31 protein-coding genes and 2 riboswitches are annotated in these 25,215 nt (G+C 31.0%); of the genes, 1 reads left to right on the forward strand and 30 read right to left on the reverse strand.

Annotated features, from left to right (window positions below; genetic code table 11):
- Positions 1-2 precede the first annotated feature (2 nt).
- Both ABDZ69_RS15045 and ABDZ69_RS15050 read right to left on the reverse strand, forming a co-directional pair.
- On the reverse strand, positions 3-275 hold the full coding sequence (locus tag ABDZ69_RS15045) for an NAD(P)H-dependent oxidoreductase subunit E (protein ID WP_343770925.1): 273 nt from the start codon (positions 273-275) through the stop codon (positions 3-5).
- 211 nt (positions 276-486) lie between these two features.
- Positions 487-909, reverse strand: a complete 423-nt coding sequence (locus ABDZ69_RS15050) for an NUDIX hydrolase (RefSeq protein WP_343770926.1) — start codon at positions 907-909, stop codon at positions 487-489.
- 91 nt (positions 910-1,000) lie between these two features.
- Between ABDZ69_RS15050 and ABDZ69_RS15055 the strand changes: the two genes are divergently transcribed.
- Positions 1,001-1,354 (forward strand): DUF2512 family protein, encoded by a 354-nt coding sequence (locus tag ABDZ69_RS15055; protein WP_343770928.1) that lies wholly within the window; start codon positions 1,001-1,003, stop codon positions 1,352-1,354.
- A 61-nt stretch (positions 1,355-1,415) separates the two neighbouring features.
- On the opposite strand, the gene ABDZ69_RS15060 is transcribed toward ABDZ69_RS15055, so the two are convergent.
- The 28 genes from ABDZ69_RS15060 to ABDZ69_RS15195 all read right to left on the reverse strand — a co-directional run bounded on the left by ABDZ69_RS15060 (position 1,416) and on the right by ABDZ69_RS15195 (position 25,115).
- Positions 1,416-1,736 carry a putative heavy metal-binding protein gene (locus ABDZ69_RS15060; RefSeq protein WP_343770929.1) on the reverse strand — a complete coding sequence of 107 codons (321 nt, stop codon included), beginning with the start codon at positions 1,734-1,736 and terminating at the stop codon, positions 1,416-1,418.
- A gap of 93 nt (positions 1,737-1,829) precedes the next feature.
- The gene (locus ABDZ69_RS15065; protein WP_343770931.1) at positions 1,830-2,804 is read right to left on the reverse strand and encodes a S66 family peptidase; all 975 of its coding nucleotides are present in this window, start codon (positions 2,802-2,804) and stop codon (positions 1,830-1,832) included.
- Positions 2,791-3,336, reverse strand: coding sequence for a GNAT family N-acetyltransferase (locus ABDZ69_RS15070; RefSeq protein WP_343770932.1), 546 nt, complete (start codon positions 3,334-3,336; stop codon positions 2,791-2,793). Before ABDZ69_RS15070 ends, ABDZ69_RS15065 begins: the two co-directional genes overlap by 14 nt.
- A gap of 254 nt (positions 3,337-3,590) precedes the next feature.
- Positions 3,591-4,046, reverse strand: coding sequence for a DIP1984 family protein (locus ABDZ69_RS15075; RefSeq protein WP_343770933.1), 456 nt, complete (start codon positions 4,044-4,046; stop codon positions 3,591-3,593).
- Between the two features lie 70 nt (positions 4,047-4,116).
- Positions 4,117-4,683 (reverse strand): nucleotidyltransferase family protein, encoded by a 567-nt coding sequence (locus tag ABDZ69_RS15080; RefSeq protein ID WP_343770935.1) that lies wholly within the window; start codon positions 4,681-4,683, stop codon positions 4,117-4,119.
- A gap of 28 nt (positions 4,684-4,711) precedes the next feature.
- The gene (locus ABDZ69_RS15085; RefSeq protein ID WP_486187725.1) at positions 4,712-5,056 is read right to left on the reverse strand and encodes an MGMT family protein; all 345 of its coding nucleotides are present in this window, start codon (positions 5,054-5,056) and stop codon (positions 4,712-4,714) included.
- A 46-nt stretch (positions 5,057-5,102) separates the two neighbouring features.
- The gene (locus tag ABDZ69_RS15090; protein WP_343770936.1) at positions 5,103-5,555 is read right to left on the reverse strand and encodes a GNAT family N-acetyltransferase; all 453 of its coding nucleotides are present in this window, start codon (positions 5,553-5,555) and stop codon (positions 5,103-5,105) included.
- A 107-nt stretch (positions 5,556-5,662) separates the two neighbouring features.
- Complete coding sequence (locus ABDZ69_RS15095; RefSeq protein ID WP_425544662.1) at positions 5,663-6,157, reverse strand: prolyl-tRNA synthetase associated domain-containing protein; 495 nt, start codon at positions 6,155-6,157, stop codon at positions 5,663-5,665.
- Entirely contained in the window at positions 6,150-6,674 is a 525-nt protein-coding gene (locus ABDZ69_RS15100) for an NUDIX domain-containing protein (RefSeq protein WP_343770937.1), read from the reverse strand. The genes ABDZ69_RS15095 and ABDZ69_RS15100 overlap by 8 nt, the downstream gene beginning before the upstream one ends.
- Before the next feature lie 24 nt (positions 6,675-6,698).
- On the reverse strand, positions 6,699-7,133 hold the full coding sequence (gene dut / locus ABDZ69_RS15105) for a dUTP diphosphatase (protein WP_343770938.1): 435 nt from the start codon (positions 7,131-7,133) through the stop codon (positions 6,699-6,701).
- A gap of 246 nt (positions 7,134-7,379) precedes the next feature.
- Positions 7,380-7,889, reverse strand: coding sequence for a translation initiation factor IF-3 (gene infC / locus ABDZ69_RS15110; RefSeq protein ID WP_343771018.1), 510 nt, complete (start codon positions 7,887-7,889; stop codon positions 7,380-7,382).
- Positions 7,890-8,068: 179 nt separating this feature from the next.
- Positions 8,069-9,058: an aspartate-semialdehyde dehydrogenase gene (locus ABDZ69_RS15115; protein ID WP_343770940.1), complete on the reverse strand. Its 990-nt coding sequence runs from the start codon at positions 9,056-9,058 to the stop codon at positions 8,069-8,071.
- A gap of 28 nt (positions 9,059-9,086) precedes the next feature.
- A complete protein-coding gene (locus ABDZ69_RS15120; protein ID WP_343770942.1) occupies positions 9,087-10,064 on the reverse strand; it encodes an MBL fold metallo-hydrolase in 978 nt (325 codons plus the stop codon).
- A 67-nt stretch (positions 10,065-10,131) separates the two neighbouring features.
- Positions 10,132-11,337 (reverse strand): aspartate kinase, encoded by a 1,206-nt coding sequence (locus tag ABDZ69_RS15125; RefSeq protein ID WP_343770944.1) that lies wholly within the window; start codon positions 11,335-11,337, stop codon positions 10,132-10,134.
- Positions 11,338-11,432: 95 nt separating this feature from the next.
- Positions 11,433-11,600: riboswitch (Lysine riboswitch) on the reverse strand.
- Positions 11,601-11,698: 98 nt separating this feature from the next.
- Positions 11,699-11,870, reverse strand: a riboswitch (Lysine riboswitch).
- Positions 11,871-11,962: 92 nt separating this feature from the next.
- The gene (locus tag ABDZ69_RS15130; protein WP_343770946.1) at positions 11,963-12,187 is read right to left on the reverse strand and encodes a DUF2164 domain-containing protein; all 225 of its coding nucleotides are present in this window, start codon (positions 12,185-12,187) and stop codon (positions 11,963-11,965) included.
- A gap of 42 nt (positions 12,188-12,229) precedes the next feature.
- Positions 12,230-13,111, reverse strand: coding sequence for an SPL family radical SAM protein (locus tag ABDZ69_RS15135; protein WP_343770948.1), 882 nt, complete (start codon positions 13,109-13,111; stop codon positions 12,230-12,232).
- 52 nt (positions 13,112-13,163) lie between these two features.
- Positions 13,164-13,607 (reverse strand): PIN domain-containing protein, encoded by a 444-nt coding sequence (locus ABDZ69_RS15140; protein WP_343770950.1) that lies wholly within the window; start codon positions 13,605-13,607, stop codon positions 13,164-13,166.
- An 87-nt stretch (positions 13,608-13,694) separates the two neighbouring features.
- Positions 13,695-14,651, reverse strand: a complete 957-nt coding sequence (locus ABDZ69_RS15145; RefSeq protein ID WP_343770951.1) for an anti sigma factor C-terminal domain-containing protein — start codon at positions 14,649-14,651, stop codon at positions 13,695-13,697.
- A complete protein-coding gene (locus ABDZ69_RS15150; RefSeq protein WP_343770953.1) occupies positions 14,641-15,150 on the reverse strand; it encodes an RNA polymerase sigma factor in 510 nt (169 codons plus the stop codon). The genes ABDZ69_RS15145 and ABDZ69_RS15150 overlap by 11 nt, the downstream gene beginning before the upstream one ends.
- Positions 15,151-15,363: 213 nt before the next feature.
- Positions 15,364-15,846: a DUF5412 family protein gene (locus ABDZ69_RS15155; RefSeq protein WP_343771020.1), complete on the reverse strand. Its 483-nt coding sequence runs from the start codon at positions 15,844-15,846 to the stop codon at positions 15,364-15,366.
- Positions 15,847-16,139: 293 nt separating this feature from the next.
- Positions 16,140-17,357 (reverse strand): amidohydrolase, encoded by a 1,218-nt coding sequence (locus ABDZ69_RS15160; protein WP_343770955.1) that lies wholly within the window; start codon positions 17,355-17,357, stop codon positions 16,140-16,142.
- Between the two features lie 78 nt (positions 17,358-17,435).
- Positions 17,436-18,659 (reverse strand): amidohydrolase family protein, encoded by a 1,224-nt coding sequence (locus tag ABDZ69_RS15165; protein WP_343770956.1) that lies wholly within the window; start codon positions 18,657-18,659, stop codon positions 17,436-17,438.
- Between the two features lie 52 nt (positions 18,660-18,711).
- Positions 18,712-20,073, reverse strand: coding sequence for a hypothetical protein (locus ABDZ69_RS15170; protein WP_343770957.1), 1,362 nt, complete (start codon positions 20,071-20,073; stop codon positions 18,712-18,714).
- Positions 20,074-20,151: 78 nt separating this feature from the next.
- The gene (arcC, locus tag ABDZ69_RS15175; protein ID WP_343770958.1) at positions 20,152-21,093 is read right to left on the reverse strand and encodes a carbamate kinase; all 942 of its coding nucleotides are present in this window, start codon (positions 21,091-21,093) and stop codon (positions 20,152-20,154) included.
- Positions 21,094-21,178: 85 nt separating this feature from the next.
- Positions 21,179-22,429 carry a YlbE family protein gene (locus ABDZ69_RS15180; RefSeq protein WP_343770959.1) on the reverse strand — a complete coding sequence of 417 codons (1,251 nt, stop codon included), beginning with the start codon at positions 22,427-22,429 and terminating at the stop codon, positions 21,179-21,181.
- Between the two features lie 12 nt (positions 22,430-22,441).
- Positions 22,442-22,618: a fdrA domain protein gene (locus ABDZ69_RS15185; RefSeq protein WP_343770960.1), complete on the reverse strand. Its 177-nt coding sequence runs from the start codon at positions 22,616-22,618 to the stop codon at positions 22,442-22,444.
- Positions 22,611-24,200, reverse strand: a complete 1,590-nt coding sequence (fdrA, locus tag ABDZ69_RS15190; protein ID WP_343770961.1) for an acyl-CoA synthetase FdrA — start codon at positions 24,198-24,200, stop codon at positions 22,611-22,613. Before fdrA ends, ABDZ69_RS15185 begins: the two co-directional genes overlap by 8 nt.
- 3 nt (positions 24,201-24,203) lie before the next feature.
- Positions 24,204-25,115, reverse strand: a complete 912-nt coding sequence (locus ABDZ69_RS15195) for an oxamate carbamoyltransferase subunit AllH family protein (RefSeq protein WP_343770962.1) — start codon at positions 25,113-25,115, stop codon at positions 24,204-24,206.
- Positions 25,116-25,215 lie beyond the last annotated feature (100 nt).

The following is a 25,215-nucleotide window of genomic DNA, read 5'->3' on the forward strand; positions in this document are numbered from 1 at the left end:
TTTTATTTCTTTCTTACCTTGTTAATAATTTTTTCCATTACAATCTGACTGGTAGCATTAAATATTAGCTCGTCATCTATAACTACTACGGGTGATATCTTTTTATTAGTTCCTTTGCAAAATCCTAAACACTTGACTGCTTCAACTTCTAATTCTTCAACATTATAGTTATCTAAATCTTCATTAATAATGTCCTTTAAGTCTTCAATTTGGTCTAAAATACCCATCGCTCCAAGCAGCGTACAGTTTGAACCTACACAAACTTTCACATTCATAATATGCCTCCAAATTCATTCTTATTTTATCATTTATACTTAATATTAAAGCATATTTTCCTACTACTTTCTACCAAGGGAATAAAAAAACAATATTTAATTTAAAAAGTTTGTCTAATAAATGCTAATAATACATTTTTATGAATAAATCATTAATGTTGATTAAAGTTTTATATTATAAAGGTATTAGGGAAATCTTCTTTTAGTATTCCTAATATCTTTTTAAGTAATCCTCAATTTTTTCTTGAAGATATGGTTGAATCATTGAATATGTCATATTAGAAGGAAGTTCATTAAACAGCTCTATCTCTTCTATTTCTAATTCAGGCAACTTGTCCAACTCAAAAACTTCTGCATAGAACATCCTTCCGTAGCTCATAGTATCCCCTATAGTTACTGAATAATCAAAAACTGGCTCTATATTATATTTTATTGCTCCTGTTTCTTCATAGAGTTCTCTTTTAGCAGTATAATCTATATTTTCTCCTTGCTCTCTATGTCCTCCAGGTATCTCCCAAGTTGTTCTTTCTTTATGTTTTGCTAATATCCATTTTTCCTTATACCTACTGCTTATTATAGCAAATTTTAAATTTTTATCTTCAACTTCTCCAATTTTATAAAAATCTATCTTCATATTCTCCTCCTTATAAAATCATGCTCATGAATTATATCTTAAAATATTGGAAACCATACTATTAAACATCTGAATGAAGGGTGGTTTTAAATTGACAGGACTTTTAATAAAATTAATAGTATGTCCTCTTGCTATTATAGTATCTGATTATTTATTTGCTTCAGTAAATTATTTAACTATTTACCAACAAATCGGTGTAGGTTTAGTTTTGGCTCTATCCTCTCACTTTATGGAAATTTTATTCTTACAACGGGGAAGCTTTTGGATAAGCAATACCTTAGATTTTATTGCAGCATTTCTTATTGTATATTTTAGTCAATATGTTTTACGGGGAAGTTACATAGAATATATTGGAGCAATTTATACTTCATTAGTATTAACTGCAATTGAGTTGGTTCACCATTTATATTTAATCAGATCTTATAAATCGGAAAAAGTAGATTAAAGTTATTATATGTAAAGCACTACTGTAAATTAATATAGTAGTGCTTTTAACATTTATTATTTTATTCCACTCTAACTGCAGTACCAGAGGCAGTTACCATTAGCATATTTCCACCTTGTCCAAGCACTTCATAATCTATGTCTACTCCTATAACTGCATTAGCGCCCATGGACATTGCTCTGTTTTCTAATTCTTTTAAAGCATTTTCTCTAGCTTGAATTAATTCTCCCTCATAGGAACCAGAACGTCCACCGAAAAAATTAGTTAATCCAGCTGCAAAATCTTTGATAAAGTTTACTCCTGAAATTACTTCACCAAAAACTATACCTTTGTACTCAAGTATTCTTCTACCTTCTATTGAATTTGTTGTTGTAACTATCATATCTATCCCTCCATGCTTTTTTATAATACTTTCTCTATCTTTATTATAAATCCTTTCGAATATTATAATACATTAATTCTTTCTTAAACTTATTTAATGCTGAGTTATTTTTAGAATAAATTTATCTGACCCTAATATTTCTACCTGTCCCCCAATAGGAAATGTAAATCTTGGATTTGTATGTCCAAAGTTTAAATTTGCTATTACTGGTATGTTGTTCAATTCCTTTTTAGTTTTTATTATTTTAATTAGCATTTCATCTGAAACCTTAGATTCTTTTTGAAATCTACCAATTAATACTCCTTTTACTCTATGAAAATTAGGCTGATGAATTAATGATTGTAAATCTCTATCGAAGTTTTCTCCAGTACTTAAAAAATCATCTTCAATGAATAATATGGAATCACTTAAGTCTGGCATAAATTCAGTTCCTTGAAGAAGGTTAAATGTACACAAGTTGCCACCTAAAATCTTCCCTTTAGCTACTCCCTTATTAATTATTAATACTCCTTCATCCTCTATAAACATTCTGTTTTCCTGATCTAAATACCATTCATCATCACTCCAATAAGGAGAATTTTTTACTTCAAATTCCTCTTCATTCATAAGACATTTTTTAAAATATTCTTCTGTATATTCATTTCCTTTTATCATACCAAAAGTTGAAAAATGAGGCCCTGAATAAGTAACTAATCCTGTTTTTTTATAAATAGCATTTTGTAGAGCAGTAATATCAGAGAATCCACAAAATATTTTAGGGTTATCCTCAATAAGTTTGTAATCTATATATTTTAATAGCTGATTTGAATTATATCCACCAATGGTTGTTAAAATTCCTTTTACATGACTGTCCCCAAAAGCTTCATGCAAGTCCTCAATTCTATCTTCTATGCTTGAAGATGAAAATTCATCCATGTTTTCAGCATTTTTTGAAAAGGTTACTTTTAGACCTAATCTTCCCAGAGCATCTATAGCTATTTCTCTTTGTTTTACATCTATAATTCCTAAACTTCTCGAAGGAGAAATTACCCTTATTTCATCTCCTGATTTTAATTTATTTGCAATCATCTGCTCTAACCCAATCCTCTCTTAAAATTCCCATTAAAATATCATCATGATATTTTCCATCTCTATATAATTCTTGTCTTAAAACGCCCTCTATCTTAAAACCACATTTTTCATAGCTTTTTATAGCACGTTCATTAAATGAAAATACATTCAACTTAACCTTATTTATATTCATCTGTTCAAATATAAATTTAACTAGAGTTTTCATAGCATCTGTTCCATAGCCTTTTCCCCAGTAATCTTTGTCCCCAATAAATATTCCAACTAAGGCTACGCTGTTCTTCCAATCGATAGAGTTAATTCCACATCCACCAATGTACTTGTTGTCCTGTAATGTTTCTATTGCAAAACTATATACATCCTTTGTAGCAGAAAGGCTTTCAACCCACTTTTCCTCATCTTCTAATGTATTTGGAAAAGGTATTCCTGGAGTTAAAAGCCTTTTTACTTCTGGATTATTAACATAGCTTTGTGCTGGCTTTACGTCTTCTTTTTTATATTCTCTTAATTTTACTTTCTCACCTGTGTACATTGTAATTTGCCCCCTTTGTTAGTTAAGTAAAGAACTCTTAATTTAAAAATATCCCCATTCCCACCCTCACTAAAATTATAATCAGTACATGGTAGTTACATTTACATTCTATTTGTACTCATGTTACATTTATGGGCCTAATTTGTTACCTGTGGATTCGAACCACTGGCACTGCCCCAATGCCGCCCACTATCCAACTTTCCCTGTTGGCGGGTTTGTACTCACCTTATAAATTTTAGCTACCTTCTTAAATATTACAGCAAATCTATGTTCCAATTCATTCCTTGAATTTTTGTATCTAATAATCTAAATTCTTTTGATAATTCATCTATTTTCTTTTGAGTTTCGCTAACATTTATTGTGCTCGAGAATTTTACTTCCGATCTACTATATCTATCTTGTCTTACTGTAGCAGCCTCTACTAGATGAGCAAGTATGAGCCTTTTATCCCAAATTCTCTCTCTTTCTGCTAAGGCATCTGCTAAAGTCATATTATCATTGAATTTTGTTTGTGAATTTGTTTTATTTATTCTTTTTATTATATCTGTCACTTCATATAAGCATCTATCTAGATCCTTAAGTAATAACTCGGGAGATTCCATAGGCTCGTCTCCTTCTTGAATTTTAGCATTATTTGTAAGCCTATTTTTAAGCTGTTCTATTCTTTTTTGATAATCTGATCTTAAAATTAAAGCTTCAGCAAGCTTCATAATATCACCCCTATTTTAAACTTTCATTTCTAAGAAATTTTCTCTTATATAAATTTCAACTATATTAGCATTATTTTGAAATAGAGTCAACTAGTTTACCTATTCTATCTTTAACAACCACAGGTAGTTCTTGTTTTAAAGCTCTTTTTAATAAGTTAATATGCTTTGAACCCTGTTCTAATAAATATCTTTCTATAATTTCCACCTTATAATCTCTATTAGGAATTAACTGATACGCTACATACCAATCTTCCAATGAAGTTAGTGGTATATTTATATCCTCTAGAGTCATAAAAGATGTTATGGCATCTTCATCAAAAATATATTCATACTGCCCACTTTCATGATTAATTATAAAGCCACCCATAATATCTACATCTACATTATTTACTTTATATTCCCCAAAATATTTTGTAGCGTAGTTAGAAATTTTCTCTTTTTTCTCTCCTACTCCCAAGCTTTGGAATATATTCTCTACTTTTTCCTTATCCTTTAAATCTATAAGTATATCTATATCATTTGGACTATCTACTAATTTATAATGATTTAGTAATATAGAGGCTCCTACTGCCCACTTCACTCCTTCATTATTGAGCCTTTCTCCTATAAACTTTAATGTTTCATATATCATATCCATCAAACCTTTCCTAGTATTTTAGTTACTTTTAAATATCCTTTGGTCCGCTCCACAAGTGTTTTTTCATATCTATGCATAGATTTTCTTTAAAAGTAATTCCTTCAGAAATTAAAACATCTCTCTGGAATTCCATAGAACCGAAAACATAACTTGGTGCCATCTCTCCAAATTTATTAACTACTCTATGACAAGGTAATTTAAGCTCTTCTGGTGCTGCTTTCATTGCCCATCCTACTATCCTTGCGCTTCTTGGCTCTCCTAGTAGCAAGGCTATTTGACCGTAAGTTGCCACCTTACCTTCTGGTATCTGTGAAACTATTTTATAAACTCTTTGAAAGAAATCCTTAGACATAATTAAATACTTTCCCTTCATTTTTACTAATCATTTGCTTCTACGCCTTTCTCTTATGCTAGTATGGCTATAGGGTCTTTTGAAAGGCAGTCAAATAAATTCCTTCTTTAATTTCTATATCCTCTACTTTTTTAAAACCATTCTTAATATAAAATCTTACCGCTGGTATATTTTCTTTTCCTGTAGTAACTATTATTTTACTAATTCCTGTGCGAAGACTTTCTACAAAATTTAATAATTTTTCAGCTATTCCCTTTCTAAAAAAATTAGGATGTATTGCTATTCTATGAATATCTAAAATTTCCTCTGTAATTTTAAAGGAAATAATCCCTACAAGCACTTCAGCTAAATAATATCCATAGAAACTTTCCCCACTTTCTTTTATGGTCTCTAATGTATCCCTTAGTGTTGGTATATCATAAAACCCTATGATTCCTGCCTCTACTAAATAAGAAGCTTTTTGTATATCTAATATTTTTTCTACTATACACTTATCTTTTACATCCAGCTCTTTAATCATCTCTACTAATTTCCTTTACAATAGTTTTATTAATATTTTACCATAAAAATTAAATAACTGTCCCTGGTCAGAAACCAAAAAAGGGAAGATTTAACTTCCCTTAATAATTATATTTTTATATAGTTAAATTCATTGCCTTGGTGATGAAGGAATTTCTCAAAGTCATCATAAGATATTGTAATAGTTGCTGTATTTACATTAGGATGAAAACTAATTTTATTGCAGTTAATCAAATCTTTGTCTATTAGTACCTTAACACTTTTTTCTTTATCATTTATCAATCCAAAGGGAGTAACGGACCCAGGGGTAAGACTTAAATACTTATATAGTCTTTCCTCCGATGCAAAGCTTAAACTACTGCTCTCAATTTCCTTTGATAAATCCTTTAAATTAACCTGCTTCCATTCTGTTATAATAAGAAGATAGTGAATATCTCCCTTTCTATTGCGAATAAATAAATTTTTACAATGCTGCCCTTCCATATGTATATTTAAATTATTGGCTTCTTCAATAGTAAAAATTGCTGGATGTTCATATCTAATATAATCTATGTTTAATTCTTTTAAAACATCGTATACCCTTTTTTCTTCTTCTCTAATCATTGAATCTTATCTCCTTACTACTTAATTCTTTTAAGAAAGTTTTATCCCTCTCTTTTATAAATCTACCTACATAGTTATAAGGCTCATCCTTTTCTAAAAAATCCATTGCTTCTTCTATACTCATCCATTTTAATTTAAAACCACTATTAATTTCTTCTTCGGTATAACTAGTCTCTCCTATTTCCCCTTTAACCTTTGAATAATAGCAATAGGATATTTGCAATTGCTCAAATTCATCTCTATATTCTATAATAGCCCCTACTTCTCCTAAAACTTCTATAGCTGTCCCTACTTCTTCTGCTACTTCTCTCCCTAACGCTTCTACTATGTTTTCCCCAGGTTCTATTCCTCCACCAGGTAGCTTATGATAGTTATCCTTTGAAACATAAAGTATTGCTATTTTACCTGATTCATCAAATAAAATTGTTCTTGCAGCTTTTCTCACCTTGTAAGAAATCTCTTTAGTGTCATTATTTATTCCTATATGTTTTTCATAAATTTCTCTTAATAAATTCATGTAATCACTTCACTTTTCTTAATTTTAAACCCCTGTTGAACCAAATCCTCCAGCTTCCCTTTCCGTTTCCGTTAACTCTTCTACTTCTATTACATCCACTGGTACTATAGGCTTTACAACCATTTGAGCTATTTTCATTCCTATTTCAACTTTAAATGGAACTTTTCCATGGTTGATAAGTATTACTCCAACTTCTCCACGATATCCTTCATCTATAGTCCCTGGAGTATTTAAAACCGTTATGCCATTTTTAAGAGCTAATCCACTTCTAGGTCTCACTTGCGCCTCAGTGAATGGTGGAAGCTGAATACTAATTCCTGTTCCTACTAGTTTCACTTCTCCTGGTTCAATAGTTAAATTTGCCGTTGAAAATAAATCTAAACCAGCATCCCCTATATGTGCGTATTGTGGTAACTTAGCATCTTTATTTAATAGTTTAACTTTTAATGTGTACTTCATTTTATTCCTCCTTAGTAAAAATTACGAAGTAATTTTTCAGATGACTAGATGATTAGATATTTAGATTTTTAGATATTGTAAAAACTTCCATGGAGTTTTAATATTAAAGAAATTCCTTAGGAATTTGCACATTATCTAATCATCTAAATATCCATCAATCTAAATATCTAAAAAATTGCTTAGCAATTTTATTAAATTATATCAAAAAGAGATAGATATATTCTACCCATCTCTTTGTAAAAGGCACTATTGTTTTTTAGGTGCTAAAATCATTATCATATTATTGCCTTCTAATTTAGCTGGTTTTTCAACCACGCCTACATCTCCAACTTTAGACAAAAACAAATTGAACACTTCATTTCCTACACTTGTATAATTATTTTGTCTTCCTCTAAATCTTATGGAAACCTTAACTTTATTTTCTTTTTCTAAAAATCTTTTGGCATTATTAGCCTTAATATCTATATCATGCTCTTCGATAGTGGCACTTAATTTTACTTCCTTAATAGAAACCACTTTCTGATTTTTCTTAGCTTCCTTCATCTTCTTATTCTTTTCATAAAGATATTTTTCGTAATTCATTATTCTGCATACAGGGGGATTAGCATTTTCTGATATCATAACTAGATCTAGTTCTTGATCTTGAGCTCTCTTTAAAGCTTCTCCTATCCCTAGAATAACATCTCCATCTTCTCCTATAAGTCTTACTTCCTTTGCTCTAATGTTTTCATTTAAGTTATTATTGTTATTAATAATACAACACCTCCAAAATACATATATTAAATATTATTTAATATATTATATATAGTATACCCTATTTTTAAATATAGTCCAAACAAATCTAGAATAAATTAACTAAAAATAGTAAAATAGGGGACAGTTATTAAAATTTAAATAAAAATTTTAATAACTGTCCCTAAATTCATTTAAAACTTCTATTTTTCTATTAAACATTCTGCAATTTGAATTGTATTTAATGCAGCGCCTTTTCTTATGTTGTCTGCAACAACCCAAAGATTTAAACCATTATCTAAACTGAAGTCTCTTCTGATTCTTCCAACATAAACTTCATCTTTACCTGAAGCATCAATTGGCATTGGATAAACTAAATCCTTAGCATTGTCTTGAAGAATAATTCCATCAGCATTTTTATATAATTCAAATATATCTTCTATTTCAAAACCATTTTCTAATTCCACATTTATGCTTTCACTATGGGAATTTAAAACTGGAACTCTAACAGTAGTTGCTGTTATTTTTAAATCTGGGCTATGAAGTATTTTTCTTGTTTCATTAACCATTTTTATCTCTTCTTTTGTGTAACCATTATCTAAGAAAGAATCAATATGTGGAAGTAAATTCCCTACTATTGGATAAGGGAACTTTTTAGGCGCTTCACCATTATATCCGTTAATCAAATCATTATATCCCGCTGCTCCTGCTCCTGAAACTGCTTGATAAGTTGAATATACAATTCTTTTAATTCCGTATTTATCATGCAATGGCTTTAGTGCTACCACAGCTTGTATTGTTGAACAATTCGGATTTGCTATTATTCCTTTATGAAGTTTTGCATCTTCTGGATTTACCTCTGGAACTACTAGTGGAACCTCTGGATCCATTCTCCAAGCACTGCTGTTATCAATTACTACAGCACCATATCTTGCAAAAATAGGAGCATATTCTAAACTTATAGTTCCTCCTGCTGAAAATAAAGCAAAATCTATTTTTTTATCTTTAATATTATCCTCTTTTAGCTCTTCTACAGTGTAATTATTCCCTTTAAAAGTAACTTCTTTCCCTGCTGATCTGGCTGAAGCAAATAAATACAATTCATTTACCGGGAAATTTCTTTCTTCTAGAATTTCTAAAAACTTTCTTCCTACCATGCCTGTACATCCTACTAGGGCAACATTATACTTCATAACAAATTCCTCCCAAAAATTATTTTATTTAATTATTTTTAAGTCTATATAATAAAATACCCTTTTCTAAAAATTTTTCCCCTTTCCCAATGTTGACAATATGCTCTAAATGAGACATAGCTTCTCCAGCCGCAAACCATTTTTGAGCATTGGGAAAGTCTTCCCATCCATTACACTTTAAATCCCATTTCACTTTTGATGCTGTATCTCTTACTGAAATTTTTCCATCCTTAATAATGTTCATAATTTCTTCTAATCTTTTTTGGTGATGATCTAAAAGTTCATCAATCCTTTTTCTATGGTCTTTAACAATGCTTCTATGGGCAGTAAAAAGATATTCTATTTCATAATTATATACCTTTTTTAAGCTTTGAAAATATACAGATAAGATATTTTTATCAAATCCCCAAAATGTAATATTTGGAGTTATCTTATCTAGAATATGGTCTCCGCCAAAAAAAATTTTATGCTCTTTTTCATAAAGTCCTATATGTCCTGGAGTGTGACCTGGGGTATCTATAACCTGAAAAGAATATTTTCCAATGTTTATTTTTTCCCCTTCTTTTAAGTAAGTGAAGTTTATCTTTTCTTTATTTCGATATTTATATCCAGGGTTATCTTCAAAACATACATTATCTTTTTTTAAATCAAATAGCTTAGCAAATTCCTCAAATCTATCCCAATAAGACTTTTGTGACATTTCATTTATTAGTTCTCCATCAATAGCTCCTGAATAAACACTTACTCCCATATCATTTAAGTATGCAGCTAGTCCTGAGTGATCTGAATGAAGATGGGTTACTAATAAGTATGTTTTTGAAAGGTCTAAATTCAATTCCTTAATACCTTTCATCAATTCATTTTTACATTCTTCAGTATTAAAGCCCGTGTCTATTATTAAGTTCTTATCCTCCGAAAGTATTATATAACTATTTATCGCTCTTAAAGGATTATTAGGCAAAGGAATGTCCACTTTAAAAATATCTGGATAAACTTCCGTAACCATTTTGCCAGCCCCCTTATTTATGATATTTACTTAATTTTATCATAAATCCTTAGGGATTGTTTTAAAATTATAAATTTAGCTCTTTTGCTAATGCAGTTACTGCTCTTCCTTTATCTATTGAATCTATAGTATAGGATATGCTTATTTCTGAAGTAGTTACCTGTTTAAACTCTATATTATTCTCTGATAATATGCTAAATACCTTTGCGGCTACTCCTGATTGTTTCATCATTCCTATTCCAACTACAGATATTTTGCTTATATCTAGTTCTTTTGAAACTTTAATGGTTGGAATTTCTTTTTTAATTTCCTTTGTTATATCATCTATTGTATATATATCCTCTTTTGATGTGGTAAATGACACATTTACATACCCATCCAAAGGTGCTGTTTGACTTATCATGTCTATATTTACATTATATTTTGCTATTCTTTCAAATATTAATGCTATACTTTTAGCTTTACATGGTACATTTCTAATAGTTACCATGAGCACGTCGTCACTAGCTGTTAGTCCTGTTATTGCTTTATTTTCCATAGTTTCATCATACTCCTTTATATATGTTCCTAACTTTTCTCCAGTATTTAAAGCTACATAGATAGGAATATTATATTTACAGGCTATCTCTACAGCTCTTGCTTCCATTACTCCTGCTCCTAAACTTGCCATTTCCATCATTTCTTCATAGCTTATATTATCTAATTTTTTAGCATCTGAATACATTCTTGGATCTACATTGTATATACCTTCTACATCCGTATAAATTTCACAAGTACACTTAAGTTTTGAGGCAAGTGCTACAGCACTAGTATCGGAACCCCCTCTTCCTAGAGTTGTTATATCTCCAAACTGATTTATTCCTTGGAAACCTGCTACAATAACTATTTTACCCTCATCTAAATGTTTTTTTACATTTTCAATGCGAACATCCGCAATACGGTTTTTAGTATGCATTCCTTCAGTTAATATTCCCGCTTGAAAACCTGTTAAAGATATTGCATCATATCCAAATTGTTGAAAGGCAATGGATAGTAATGCAATGGATACCTGTTCTCCTGTGGACATGAGCATATCTAACTCTCTTCTATTTGGATTTGGAGAAATTTCCTTTGCCATGTTTATAAGATGATCTGTGGTTTTCCCCATTGCAGAAACTACAACTACCACTTCATCTCCTTTTTTCTTTCTTTCAATTACTCTTTCAGCAACAGCTTTTATCTTTTCTATGGTAGCTACAGATGATCCACCATACTTTTGCACAACTACAGCCATGTGAATAACCCCCTATTTCTTGTATTTTAGATATAAAAAACAACCATGAGCAAAAGGACTCATGGCTGCTGTAGCCTAAAAACACCTTTTGCCCCAACATGGTAAGCACGCCATTAAAGAGTTGGGCAACTCTTTAAAGACAGTACTATACTTATTTAGCATAGTCCCAACACTAAGGATAAATCCTTATATGTTTCGGCAATTACTCCTTTTTGCATATTCATTATACATACTCATAGCAATTGCGGCCTCTGTACCACATTGATAGAATTCATTTAATTTTTATTAATAAAAAACAAAAATAGCCATGAGAAGCAAAAGGACTCATGACTACTATAGCCTAAAAACACCTTTTGCCCCAACATGATAAGCACGCCATTAAAAAGTTGGGCAACTTTTTAAAGACAGTACTATACTTATTTAGCATAGTCCCAACACTAAGGATAAATCCTTATATGTTTCGGCAATTACTCCCTTTTTGCATATTTACTCAATACACAATACTCATAGTAACTGCAACCTCTATATCATATCGTTTATGCGTTTATTCACTTTTCAAAACTATTATATAAATGTTATCAAATATACATGCTTAAGTCAACTCTTAAACTTTTAAATATCTTTATTATTTTTCAAGGCCTAACATATCCTCAATTTTCTCGCTCATGTATCTATATGAATCCTCAACACCTTTATTATAAAATTCTGGTGCTAATTTATTTATTACAAAATCTAACACCATACTCGCTGCTAAATCACCTATTTCTTCTTCTCTTTCATTAGAAAAATATTCTTTAATATCTTCTATCATTTGTTTCTTTTTATCCTTATTTAAAACTATTTTGTCCATCTTTTTATCTCCTTTTATTTTTTTATAACCGTCCCCAACAGTTTAAATGTAGCTATCAAATAATGATAGTTGAACACTGTTTTTTTCATAGAAATTCATCTTCCTAGCTATGGCTTCTTTATAACATAATTCTTTAAATGCACTATATAATTTTTCATGCTCAGGTACAGAACATGAGTATAAGCCTTTGTAATTATGCACATATCTTTCCTTTAGCCCTGAAAAACTCTTATCCAATTCTTTAAAGTAGTACTCTCTTTGTCCTTCTCTTAAAGTCATTCCAAACCAAGCTATTATGTATTTTGCTCCCGCATCCTTTCCCCTCTTAACAATGTCATCAATATTTTTTAAGCTATCTGTTAAAAAGGGAAGTACTGGCATTAAAATTATTCCTGTATAAATTCCTTCCTTAGATAGCTTTTTTATAGCTTCAAATCTTTTAGAAGATACTGGCGCAAAAGGCTCTATAATAGATGATAACTTGTCGTCTCCCGTTGTTATAGTAATTGAAGCTGCTGCATAGGTTTTGCCTATTTCTTTTATAATGTCTATATCTCTTGTAATCAAATCTCCTTTAGTAATAATATGAATGGGGAACTTATAAATACTTATAGTTTCTAAAGCTCTTCTAGTAACTCCTAGTTCTTTTTCAATAGGCATATAGGGATCATTCATGCTACCTGTCCCTATAGTGCCTATAGTTCTTTTTCCCTTTAATTCTTTGTGAAGAAGTTCCACTGCATTTTTCTTTATTAGAATATCTGAAAAGTTTTCTATTCCATAACAGCTACTTCTTGAATCACAATAAATGCACCCATGTTGACACCCTCTGTATAAATTCATATTGTAACTCATTCCAAAATACTTATCAGGACCATTTTTTACTGTAGACAGTATTGTTTTAGCTTCAATTTCTTTTATCATTTATCTTTCACCCACTATATATTATATAACATTTTATAACCGAGCCCAAATATTATAAAAAAGCCTTATCTAATTCATTTAAAAATTCATCAAATCCTATTATTTTTGAGTTTCCTAATAAAACCTTTCCACTATCAAATAGTTTTTTATCCTCAGTAACTAAAATATACTTTTCATTACTTTCACAGATACAAATTAATTCATAGTCATTTCTAGATATTTTATTACCATCTATAGAGTAAAACGACCTATAATCACCTTTAATTTTGCATAAATCTTCATCAATTATATGATCTAATAATTCTATGAATTTGTTAGTAAGCACAGGAACTCCGTCAACATTTTTAAATTCTTTTTTTGATAATTCTCCCGCTACATTGTGAGATATTTTAAAATCAATTCTTCCATGGTTTTTTATATCATTAAATAAATCAGGATATTCCCTCCATATCTTTATAACTATATTTGAATCTAAAAGATAAACTTTATTTGACATATTTTATCTCCTTTTATATTTAAGTAATATTATATCATTTGCATATTGATATGGATAAAATACATTGAAATTAAGGATAGTTTTTTATTAATAGGTATCTGTAATAACTCCAAAAGATGATGCTTTAATCTTTGAATTACCTATAAGTGGCTTTAATTCTTCTTTTGTTCCATACACTATAACCCCTAGAATATCTACATTCTGAGAATCTTCCATTCCTTTATTCTTTAAATTCATATATTTTTTACTAAGTTCTTCATAGTTAACACTTCTTAGTTCATCTATAAATTTACTATAATCGCTTTTAAAATCTGAACTTGAATAGAATTCTCTATGCCTTACACTTACACCTAATATTTCACTTTCTCTAATATATGATGCCATTGGATCATAATCGGCAACTTCATTCTTGTGATTTTTAATTTCATCTTCACTAAAAGTATCAACCCAGTACCAAGATATATTTGAATTTGGTATTATATCAACCACTTGGTGAAACTTATAAGGCTTGTCAAAGGATAATGCAACTTCTATCAATTTTTCATCGGGTAATTTTTCTAATTCCTTTAAATCATTTTTATATTCCTTATATTGTACCTTAGGATGAAAAAACATCATTTTTCTATATCCATTTTCCCAGAAACTCTTGGGCCATTCTCCTGATTTATGTCCACCACTTCCAGTATATGTTGTAATCATTAAGTCAGGTATAATTCCATAACTATTACTTCTTTCTTCTAAAATTACAGAAACCTCTCCTATTCTTCTTGATATTTTATAGTCAACCCTTCCACCTAGGAATCCTATAGTATACATGCCCCTACTTACATACCCATTAGGTACAGTAAGCTTTATCCAAGTATCATTGTTCTTATTTGCCTTATCGCTCATTTTCATACACAAAAAAACATTTCCAATGGCACCTACTACTAAAACGACTAAAGATATTATTACTGTTTTTATTAAAGATTTTCTTTTACCCTTTTTTATTACTTTGTTTAATTTTTCATCATCAAAAATTTCATCTATATTTTTATCTTCCATAACTATCCCTCCAAGCTATTTTGAATTCATTTCTCGCTCTATATAAATACGTCTTTACAACCTCTTGCGACAAACCTAATAATTTCCCAATTTCTTTATAACTCAATTCCATGTCGTACTTAAAAATTAATAAAGTTTTAGATTGTTCCTTTAATTTACTTAAGCATTCTCTAACATGCTCTTCTTTTTCTTTCCACAATAAAATCTCTAAGGAATCATTATCTCCTATAAAATTGGAACAAAATCCTTCATAATCAATACTTACTTCATTTATTAAAGATTTTCTTTTTATTTTATTTTTATAATTATTTAACGCTACCTTAAATAACCATGAAGGGAGCTTTTCTACAGATATGCCATCCATATATTCAATAGCTTTTATGAAGCTATCATGAACTATATCTTCTGCTTCTTCTCTAGAACAACCACATTTTATTAGATAGCCATATATGATTTTTGACTGACTTTTATATAGTTCTAACAAAAGTTCCTTATTCATCTCCTCCTCCTTCATTTTACTGTGTTAACACATTCTATAATATAGACAATTTAAATGTTGAAATGTAAACAAATATTTAAAACGAATTCTAAAAAATAGAGAGTTTTTACCTCTCTATTAAATCTTTATCTTCTTATAAACATTTTCTAAATCCGCTAATTGAAGCATTATGCTCCTGCTACCAAATGATATTTTTATATCTTTAGATAATTATTACAAAGAATTTCTTTTATCTATTTTATCTTTTCTATTTACGTTTATTATATTTTCATCAATCTTAACATTTTCATTATCTATCCATTCAATTTCTAGGCTTTTTCCCCATCGATCAATATAAACTATTCTTTGTTTTTTTATAGAATTAAAATATATTTTTTCTAACTCTACTATAGTGTTACCCCCTAACGCTCCTTGGTCATTATCGATTACCACTATATTATATTTTTTATTGGGCGAACTCTTCTGAAGTAATAACTTATTAGAAGAAAATATTAGCTTTACAAAAGCAGAAAATAAAAATATGAATATAAGAAAGGAGTAAAGTAGTCCTGAAAGTATCTTAGCAAATGTTTTTGATTTTCTGGAATAAAATAATGGATATATTAGGAGGAATGGTAAGGCAATAATATTATTTAAAATTACTATCCCTATAATTAATATTGTAATTAGTGTTAAAACTCCATGATTAAATCTTATATTTCTTGCTTAATATGAATAAACTTAAGCTGGTTATAAAGATGTATATAAAATAATATAAATATTGCGCTAATGTAGATAAAAAATAAACCTTATTCAGTGTTAATAATGCAGATATTATACTGAATAAAATTAATGTAAACATAACTTTTCTTTCTAATACTTCATTTTTCATTTTTATATCCCTTCATTTAAAAATACATTAATTACTTATATCTTACATTAATTTTCCAATTTAAACAAATAAATAAGACTGTCCCTATTATATAGTAGGAACAATCTTATTTATTATCTTAAAGTTTTCCTGAAACAATTTTACCTTTAAACATAACTGCATTTTTCTTAGTTCTTCTAGCTACAGCTTCTGCTGAACAAGATGCCTCTGTAAATACAATATTAGCATCGTCTCCAACTTTTGGCCATGCTTGATTTCCTTCTTCATCTAAAGGAGTTACTCCATTAGTGGCAAATCCTAAAGCTCTAGTTAAAGAGTATTCGTCTATGAAACCAAATCTTTCTGCTAGCCTGCTAGCTTTTTGCAACATATCTCCTGTACCAAATGGGCTCCAATGGTCATTGATATTATCATTTACCACATATACCTTAACCCCTCTTTGATGAAGCAATGGAAGTGGTGGTGCTGGTAAATCAATAGGTACTGTTGTAGCAATACTCATATTCAGGGAAGCTAGTCTATCTGCTAAATCCTTAACCTCTTCTAGAGGACTGTCCCCCATACAGTATGCATGACTTACGTTTACTCTTCCCTGCCATTTAGCCTCTTCCACTATTTGAGCTAATCTATTTATAGTATACATGCCTAGCTTTCCACCATCATGTATGTGAATATCTACATCAGAATTAAATTCTACTGCCATATCCATCATAGTATGTAGTGACTTTTCAATGTCATTATCTATTGTTGCCGGGTCAAGTCCCCCTACTACATTAACTCCATTTCTCATAGCTTCTCTCATTATTGGAGCTGAATTGCTTCTAAGTAAACCATGTTGTGGAAAAGCTACTAGTTCATAGGTTAGTTTATCTTTATAGTTTTCAAGAGCTTCAATAACTCTCTCTAGGTTTCCAAGACCTACTACTGGATCTACATTACATTGCACTCTTGCATGAGTTACTCCGTTAGAAGTTATTAATTCTAATAACTTTTCAGCTCTTTCCCTTGTTATAGGTAAGAATTTAGGTAAAAACTCTTCTTCCTCTTTAATTCTTTGAGCAACACTATGAAATGAAGTACTTGCTTTCCAAGGTCCCCCAAAGTGACCTTTATCAAGATGTATGTGTTTTTCTATAAAGGATGGTAATGCTAAAAGACCTTTGGCATCTAATATTGTATTATCATCCTTTGGTAAATCCCCTTTCTGAATTTTTATTATTTTGCCATCTTCTATGAAAAGATGATATGTACCAGTCTTTGTGCCGCCAACTTCCTTATTATCGTAAATAAACCCCTCTTCAAGCAATACATTGCTTATCCAAAACTTTTTATTCACTTTTCATACCCCTTTCATTTTAAATATATAAAATACTAAAAAGAGCTGATTTAAATATTCAGCTCTTTTTATTTAGTTTTAGAAATTAAATTTAACTATCTTTTCAGTTTCTACTGTTATTTTACCATTTTTAATTACAAATAATCTATCTGGAATGTCGATGATGGCATCTTTAACAACTTTTGTATCAAGAAGTACCATATCTGCTTTTTTACCAACTTCTAATCCATAATCTTTAAGTCCTAAAGCCTTAGCAGGATTAGTTGTAATCATTGGTAATACAGTTGGAAGATCATCTGCTCCTCCAAGATGTGCTGTTGGCACAGCAAGCATAGCAATTTGAATTAAATCTCCATTTCCATAAGGAGTAAATGCATTTCTTATATTGTTTGTTGCTATACACATATTAACTCCGCCATCACGTAGAGTACGCACTGGAGTTAATGCTCTTCTTACATTGTATTCGTCTTTTCTTCCTCCAAGGTGAAGGTCTGTAGCAGGTAAACTCATTACACTTATTTCAGCTTCCTTCATCTTTTTAATGATTGGCTCTAATTTTTCTTTAGGTAATGCTCCAAGGCTTGTTAAGTGACCTACTGATACTCTTCCTTGAAATCCTTCTTTTATAGTTTTGTCACAGATATATTCTATGGTAATTCCCTCAGCATCATCTTTGAAATCTTGATGAAAGTCAATTGGTTTGTTATATTTTTTAGCGATTTCAAATACTAAATCTATATGATCCATAGCTGGAGAATCATTGTATGGTATACCACCAACTACATCTGCACCCATTTCCATTGCTTGATACATCATTTCTTCAGTACCTGGTGCTTTAAATATACCTTCCTGTGGGAAAGCAGTTACTTGTATGTCTATTATATCCTTAAACTCCTGCTTTAATTTCATAACAGTTTCAAAACCTGTAAATCCCTGTGATGGATCAAATTCTGAATGAGTTCTTATATGAGTTGTTCCATTTTTTATAAGCATAGTTAATGCTCTTCTTGCTCTATCTTCCACATCTTCTTTTGTGAAAGTTGGCTTTAACTGTCCTGTAACTTTTATAGCTTCCATTAGAGTACCTGATTTATTTGGTAATCTATCTGCTATCAATGCTTTATCAAGATGTATATGGCTATCTACAAGTCCTGGAATAAGTACTCTTCCATCTGCATCTATTTCCCTGTGTGCTGTTCCTTCGATGTGAGGAGCAATAGCTACTATTTTGCCACCTTCTATAGCTACATCCTGTAGCTCTTCTCCATCCTTAATCCTAACTTTTCTTATAAGTATATCCATCAATATACCTCCTTTTTTTAATTAATTTTATATTAAAAAACTAGATTATATTTTAGAATATGAAGGATATTATTAACAATAATGCTACGCATCCTCCAACCCACTTTGAGTTACCTTTTACTACGTCTATAATTGGAGTTTGGAATCCTGAAGATAAAGCTTGCATTGTGATATTAACAAAGCTCATCTGACTACCTAAACCAACACCCATAGCTACAAAACCTAATTGCATTGGTGTGAATCCAAGAGTTACTGCTACTGGAAGAACTAGTGTTAATACGGAACCAACATATGCTCCTGCTGGTACTCCAACTAGGAATCCTGCAAGTACTGTTGCTGGGACAACTAATGCCGCTGGGGCAAGCTTAGCTACACCAACTATTGCTGTAAATGCTCCAGTTTCTCCTATTATGTTTATAAATGCTAAGAATATACCAACGCTAAATAATTTAACAAGTATATAATTTGACCCATCAACCATAGCGTTTACTGATTGAGATAAATTAAACTTAGTACAAATAAATATTAAAGCTACTGTAACAATTGTGTAAACTAGTGGGGAAAGTATTGGCATTCCAACTGCTTTGTTTACAAATGGTCCAAAAATTACTGCAAATAATAGGAATATTACTGGTATTGTATTTTTAAATAATTCGCTATCTGTCATATTTCTAACTTCTTCGTTTTCTTCACCTGTAAATATTGCATTTCTCTTTTTTGCTCCATAGAATGCAAGTATTATTGCTAAAACTACGAATCCTATCCAGTAAATTCTCATTGAATCAACATATTGAGCTACTGGTACATTACTAAGCTTTGACACTACACCTGACTCTAATGACGCTGGTGAAGTTGTAAATGAAACTGCTGCGGCAATTGCCATTGCAGCTATAAGTTCTGGAATTGCTCCCATTGCTGCAAAAGCAAGTGGTGCAATAACCATGGCACTTCCTCCACCTATACCTGACATATAAGTTGCTGCTGCTTGAAGAATTACTATAAATGCTGCAAAGTATTCAACTTTTCCTTTAATTGCACGTCTAACAAGTGTTAATGCTGACGTATATCCTCCTGATTTAAAAACTGCCATAGCAACTGCTGAGTTAATGATTGGAACAGTTATTGTAAGCATTGATGGTATTGCCTTTAAGAAGAAATCATTTGCCTGAGCAAGAGTAATTCCTCCTATTAACATTGCCATCACTCCACCAACTAAACCTGCCACCAACATATCTACTTTTTTAAATAATAGTGCTAAAATAACAACTAGTGGAATAACCGTTAATACTGCCATAAAACCTTGTGGATTGGCTGGCTGTTTAGTTGCTTCTGCTGCTAATACCGGAACGCTTGATAGAATAAACATAAACATAAAAACAAGGAAGCTTGGTAAGAAATATCTTTTCTTATTCATATTATCACTCCTATATAATATTTTTTATATATTTAAGACATAATTTTAAAATAATACTCGAGTAAATATTGTCAAATTTTATAAAACAAGTCTTGTACCTGTTTTACCTTCTAGAGCCTCTTCTAACTTGTCAATTGAAGTTATTATTACATTCTTTCCTCCCTTTTCTAGGAAGTAAATTGCTGCGTGAATTTTAGGTCCCATGCTACCTTTTGGGAATTGTCCTTCTTCCATATACCTTAAAGCATCTTCAACTTTAAGCTCTAATAAATTTTCTTGATTTGGCTTTCCAAAGTTTATTGCTACTTGCTCTACTCCTGTTAATAAGAAGAAATAATCTGCTTTTACTTCTGCCGCAAGTAGTGCACTTGCAAAGTCTTTATCAATAACCGCTTCTACTCCTTCAAGTTTCCCATTATCTTTTTCTATTACAGGAATTCCTCCACCACCAGTAGTTATAACTAATATGCCTTTATCTACTAATGCTTCTATAGTTTCTTTTTCTATTATTTTCTTTGGCATAGGTGATGGTACAACTCTTCTATATCCTCTACCACTGTCTTCTACAAAAGTTATGCTTTTTTCTGATGCTTGTTTTTCTGCCTGTTCTTTAGTATAGAATGGTCCAACAGGTTTTGTTGGATTATTAAATGCTGAATCTTCTTTATCTACCACAACCTGTGTCACAACAGTACTAATGGCTTTGTTTATTCCCTTGTCTTTCATTGCATTATAAAAAGCTTGTTGAATAAGATATCCTATGTTGCCCTGTGTTTCTGCATTACATACATCTAGCGGAAACTTTGGTACTACATTTGCTGCAAGTTCACCTTTTATCAATGCGTTTCCAACTTGTGGCCCATTTCCATGAGTAATTATAACTGTGTAATCCTTTTCGATTAAGTCTAAAATAGCGTCACAGCTATTGTTTATATTTTCTCTTTGTTCTTCTATAGTTCCCTTTTGATTCTCTTTTAATATTGCGTTTCCACCAATAGCTAATACTATCTTTTCTTTCATCCTTTATTTCCTCCGATATATAAATTTCAAGCCTGTGTGTTTTGGTAAAGCCCTTCTTAACGAAGGGCTGAGATTCTATATAAAATTATTCTTCTATTAACTCACTAAAAGCCATTACTGCTTTTACAAAACAATCAAGTGGTGCAGTTACAATACCCGCTCCTATTTGACCTACTCCTGGTTCTTTATGAGCCATACCTGTGTTGATTACAGGTAATATTCCTGTTTCTACAACTTTTCTTATATCAATTCCAGTAGGTACTCCTTGGAAGTTCATATTTGGCATTTGGTATGTTGAATTTGTTCCCTCTGTGATTTCTTCCATATCCATTGTGTATTGGATTGCCGCTTGAACTGATGCTGCACCTACAAACTGAACTACAGCTGGAGCAGCTCCCATAGCAAATCCACCTAGTCCTATACATTCTACAATTGCACTATCTCCCATATCTGGGTTTGCATCTTTTTCACTATATCCTGGGAAATATAATCCTTGTGGCATATTAACTGGGGCTTCAAACCATTGTTCTCCTAAGCCACTAACTTTAATTCCAAAATTTGTACCATTTCTACTCATTGCAGTTACAATTGTACTTCCTTCGATATTCTTAACTGGATCCATAGTAGCTTTAGAATTTGCCATAGCGATATTTAAGAAGAATTGTTCATTACCAGTAACAAAGTCTGTTACTTCTTCTATTGTTTTCTTATCGTCCATAACTCTTACCAAGTAAGGTAATATTGTTCTAGCAAATACTGAAGACGCTGCTACGTTTCTTTGGTGTAATTCATCTCCCATTGCTAAAGCTTTAGCTATTAAAACTTGAACATTTATTGGACCAGATAACGCTAATGCTTTCTTTAATACTGGTGCAAATACTTGCTCTAACCATTTTAATCTCTTGATAACTGATTCATCATTAGCACCGAATCTCATAACTTTTCCTAAACCTTCATTGAATGTGCTGTAAGCATAGTTTCCAAAGGTTTCATTCTTAACAACTACAAGTGGCATTGAGTAAGTTACCATACCAGACATTGGTCCTACGCAACCCATGCTGTGATTGCTTACGAATTTTACTTTTCCAGTAGCAGCCATTTCCTCTGCTTCTTCATAGCTATCAGTTAATCCTTCATATATTATTGCTCCAACAATAGCACCCTTCATAGGTCCACACATATCTTCCCATTTTATTGGAGGACCTGCGTGGCCTATGGTATACTTATCCATTCCTTCAATTACTTCATGTGCATATTTAACATCTACTAAAAAGTTATTTGCCTTTTGAATTCTTTCAAATGCTATTTTATTTGCTTCATTTATATCGAATTTCATTTAATTTACCTCCTATTTTCTGTTTAGTTTTTCAAGTATTTCAAGAAGTTTGGCATCTCCGCCAGCTGCTGGTTTCCATTCAACGTGAATGCATTCTAGTTTTTGATGTTTATTTGCTTCGTGAAATGTTTCAAGCCCAACGTTTACAACTTTTACTTTGTCTTTAAAAAGTTCTTTTATCTTATTCACTAGCAAGACCTCCTATCATCTTTGACCAAGTTTCACCTTTTGAAGCTATTAATATAGCCAATCTAGTTGCTTGTGCATTTGATGGCATTACTATAACTCCTGAGTTTTGTAATTTTTCTATTTGTTCTTTTCTTGATTGAATATCTTCATCCGTTCCGCAAACTGAAGCAACAAAGCTTATGTGTCTTCCCTCTGCTAACTTTTGTTTAACTTCATCAATTGCTGTAGTTAAAGCTCCTGCCATATCTTCATTTGAACCATAGCCTAAAACTACATCGAATAATATTACTGCTGTTTCTGGATCTGATGATTCTTTCTTAATTCTTTCAACTCTAAGTCTTGGGTCAATCATTGGGTGTGGTCTACCATTTGTAAAGTAGTCATCCCCTAAATCTAATACTGTGTTCTTTTCACTTTTTTCTATATCTTTTAATAAGCCATCTTCTTTTATTGGTGTATTTGAATAAACTTCGCCTACATAGTTACTTATTAACACCATAGCTTCTGAGCTTAATGTTCCACCTGAATAAAGACCTCTTATATATTTTTGATTTTCACCTAATTTAGCTATTTCTTTTTCTACTATTTCTTTTACTTCTTCTTGTGACTTAGTGAATATCACTTTTTCTATTTTTTTAGCTCTAGCTAAATTAACAGCTGCATGAGCTGCATCTTCTAGCGTAAATGTTTGTATAACCGTATCTTTTTCTACTTTCATTGGTTCGCCACTTATAAAGCAAGTAACAACTGGTTTTTCAACTTTTTCTATGAACTTAAATATTTTTTCCATAACGGATTTATGTGGTGGTTTTGAAATTATAACTATAACTTCAGTTTCTTCATCTTGTGCTAAAGCTTCAAGTTCCATTAGCATCATTCTTCCACCAATTTTTTCCTTAACGTCTCTTCCACCAGTTCCTAAGGCTTGAGAAACTCCTTCACCAAGCTGGCTTACTAAGCATGTTACTTCTTGAAGACCTGTACCTGCAGCAGCTACCATTCCTATTTTTCCTTTGTTAACTACATTAGCAAATCCTAAAGCAGCTCCACTAATAACTGTTGTACCACAGTCTGGTCCCATCATTAAAAGACCTTTTTCTATAGCTTTATCTTTTAATTCAATTTCATCTTCTATGGATACGTTGTCACTAAAAAGTAAAACATGTAAGTTATTATCAAGTGCTTTTAAAACTTCTCTTTTTGCATGTTTTCCTGGAACTGAGATTATTGTAAAATTTGCATTTGGAAGTCTTTTTACTGCTGTGTTTATAGTTTTTGCTCTAAGATCTCCTTCAGAAGAAGCATCACTTTTCTTTTGAAGTTCCTCTTCTATTACACTTACTAATTCTGTAATTTTTTCATCACTTTCCGTTTTAGCTGCAATTACTAAGTCATTAGAAGTAATATCTAAGTTTTCAGGTAGCAAAAGACCTGAATCTGTCATCAATTTCTTATTATAGTCAGTTGCCATCATAACAGTTGCATCTAAAATTCCTTCTAAGGAGGTAATCTTACTTGATATCATCATTAAGGTTACTGAATCATAATAGGTATTCTTTTTTATAATGTTTTTAATTACCATAACTTATCCTCCATTTGTATTTATATTTAAATTTGAAACTAAATAAAGTCCCCATAATACTCCACATAGTCCATCTGTTCCAGATGAATGACCTATGGACATCATTGATATTACAGCTTTATATAGTTCCTCTGAATTTACACTCCACATAGCTTCATATAGTTTGTGAAAACTCTCACTAAATCGGGCACAGGTTCCTTCTTCAAGAAAAGTTTTACTTACCATAGTTGTCTTGTATGAATTTTTTAGTATTTCACTGCAAAGCTTTTCATAAAACTCCGAAATACCAATACTTGATAATTTACAATGGTGTAATACACTCATCACTCCTACTAAAAAATCATCTCCTGCTGGGGTAAGCCCTGCTCCATATCCTATTAAGCTTGATAATTTTATTGCTGCATCTATTTGATTTTTATTATAAAAATCAAAGTAAACTTCTTCTAATACATTTACTACATTTGATTTGTTTTTATCATAATAAGTTTTATAACTGTCCCCAGCAATAATCGAAAGAACCTCTTCTTTAATTCCACCAGATTTTCCATTTAGTATTACTAAACTTTTAATTTTATTAGTGTGCTTTTTATTATTACAAAGAAGAAGGGAATAATATTTTAATGAGGGGTCCCAAATTAGAGGTCTTTCTATATTTACTGATATGCTGCCAATATAAATCACGTCTTTTTTTACTGTAATAACATCTTCCATTTTAATAGGAAGGTCTAAAAAATTTATAGTTTCTTTGATAGAAATGCTTAATGGACCTTTGGGCACATTTGAATTTTGTATAGATATTAACTTACCACGGTATTCAAAATTAACTACATTTTTAAAGATAGAGTGAACTTTGCTACCATTTAACCTATACATATTATCTAATACGGGCATACTTATAAAATCAACCTTAAACATTTTCTATCCCCCTATGCAGTTATAATTATAGTTTATTAATTCCTCAATTCCATCAACAGTATGCCAAAAATTCCGAATAGTCTATTGTGCAATTTGCACA

The organism is Clostridium malenominatum, assembly GCF_039521365.1.
In the GTDB taxonomy this organism is placed as follows: domain Bacteria; phylum Bacillota; class Clostridia; order Clostridiales; family Clostridiaceae; genus Clostridium_AW; species Clostridium_AW malenominatum.

Coding starts and splice junctions, on each gene's coding strand:
- ABDZ69_RS15100 (WP_343770937.1), bottom strand. CDS start 6,674: ATGAATTTATTAAGAGAAATTTATGAAAAACATATAGGAATAAATAAT.
- ABDZ69_RS15045 (WP_343770925.1), bottom strand. CDS start 275: ATGAATGTGAAAGTTTGTGTAGGTTCAAACTGTACGCTGCTTGGAGCG.
- ABDZ69_RS15150 (WP_343770953.1), bottom strand. CDS start 15,150: ATGAATAAGGAACTTTTGTTAGAACTATATAAAAGTCAGTCAAAAATC.
- ABDZ69_RS15195 (WP_343770962.1), bottom strand. CDS start 25,115: ATGTTTAAGGTTGATTTTATAAGTATGCCCGTATTAGATAATATGTAT.
- ABDZ69_RS15095 (WP_425544662.1), bottom strand. CDS start 6,157: ATGATTAGAGAAGAAGAAAAAAGGGTATACGATGTTTTAAAAGAATTA.
- ABDZ69_RS15080 (WP_343770935.1), bottom strand. CDS start 4,683: ATGGATATGATATATGAAACATTAAAGTTTATAGGAGAAAGGCTCAAT.
- ABDZ69_RS15145 (WP_343770951.1), bottom strand. CDS start 14,651: ATGGAAGATAAAAATATAGATGAAATTTTTGATGATGAAAAATTAAAC.
- ABDZ69_RS15065 (WP_343770931.1), bottom strand. CDS start 2,804: ATGATTGCAAATAAATTAAAATCAGGAGATGAAATAAGGGTAATTTCT.
- fdrA (WP_343770961.1), bottom strand. CDS start 24,200: ATGGTAATTAAAAACATTATAAAAAAGAATACCTATTATGATTCAGTA.
- ABDZ69_RS15135 (WP_343770948.1), bottom strand. CDS start 13,111: ATGATAAAAGAAATTGAAGCTAAAACAATACTGTCTACAGTAAAAAAT.
- ABDZ69_RS15085 (WP_486187725.1), bottom strand. CDS start 5,056: ATGAAGGGAAAGTATTTAATTATGTCTAAGGATTTCTTTCAAAGAGTT.
- ABDZ69_RS15115 (WP_343770940.1), bottom strand. CDS start 9,058: ATGAAGTATAATGTTGCCCTAGTAGGATGTACAGGCATGGTAGGAAGA.
- arcC (WP_343770958.1), bottom strand. CDS start 21,093: ATGAAAGAAAAGATAGTATTAGCTATTGGTGGAAACGCAATATTAAAA.
- dut (WP_343770938.1), bottom strand. CDS start 7,133: ATGAAGTACACATTAAAAGTTAAACTATTAAATAAAGATGCTAAGTTA.
- ABDZ69_RS15180 (WP_343770959.1), bottom strand. CDS start 22,429: ATGAAATTCGATATAAATGAAGCAAATAAAATAGCATTTGAAAGAATT.
- ABDZ69_RS15070 (WP_343770932.1), bottom strand. CDS start 3,336: ATGTACACAGGTGAGAAAGTAAAATTAAGAGAATATAAAAAAGAAGAC.
- ABDZ69_RS15170 (WP_343770957.1), bottom strand. CDS start 20,073: ATGAATAAGAAAAGATATTTCTTACCAAGCTTCCTTGTTTTTATGTTT.
- ABDZ69_RS15140 (WP_343770950.1), bottom strand. CDS start 13,607: ATGTCAAATAAAGTTTATCTTTTAGATTCAAATATAGTTATAAAGATA.
- ABDZ69_RS15050 (WP_343770926.1), bottom strand. CDS start 909: ATGAAGATAGATTTTTATAAAATTGGAGAAGTTGAAGATAAAAATTTA.
- ABDZ69_RS15060 (WP_343770929.1), bottom strand. CDS start 1,736: ATGATAGTTACAACAACAAATTCAATAGAAGGTAGAAGAATACTTGAG.
- ABDZ69_RS15165 (WP_343770956.1), bottom strand. CDS start 18,659: ATGGATATACTTATAAGAAAAGTTAGGATTAAGGATGGAGAAGAGCTA.
- ABDZ69_RS15075 (WP_343770933.1), bottom strand. CDS start 4,046: ATGAAGCTTGCTGAAGCTTTAATTTTAAGATCAGATTATCAAAAAAGA.
- ABDZ69_RS15090 (WP_343770936.1), bottom strand. CDS start 5,555: ATGATTAAAGAGCTGGATGTAAAAGATAAGTGTATAGTAGAAAAAATA.
- ABDZ69_RS15130 (WP_343770946.1), bottom strand. CDS start 12,187: ATGGACAAAATAGTTTTAAATAAGGATAAAAAGAAACAAATGATAGAA.
- ABDZ69_RS15120 (WP_343770942.1), bottom strand. CDS start 10,064: ATGGTTACGGAAGTTTATCCAGATATTTTTAAAGTGGACATTCCTTTG.
- ABDZ69_RS15125 (WP_343770944.1), bottom strand. CDS start 11,337: ATGGCTGTAGTTGTGCAAAAGTATGGTGGATCATCTGTAGCTACCATA.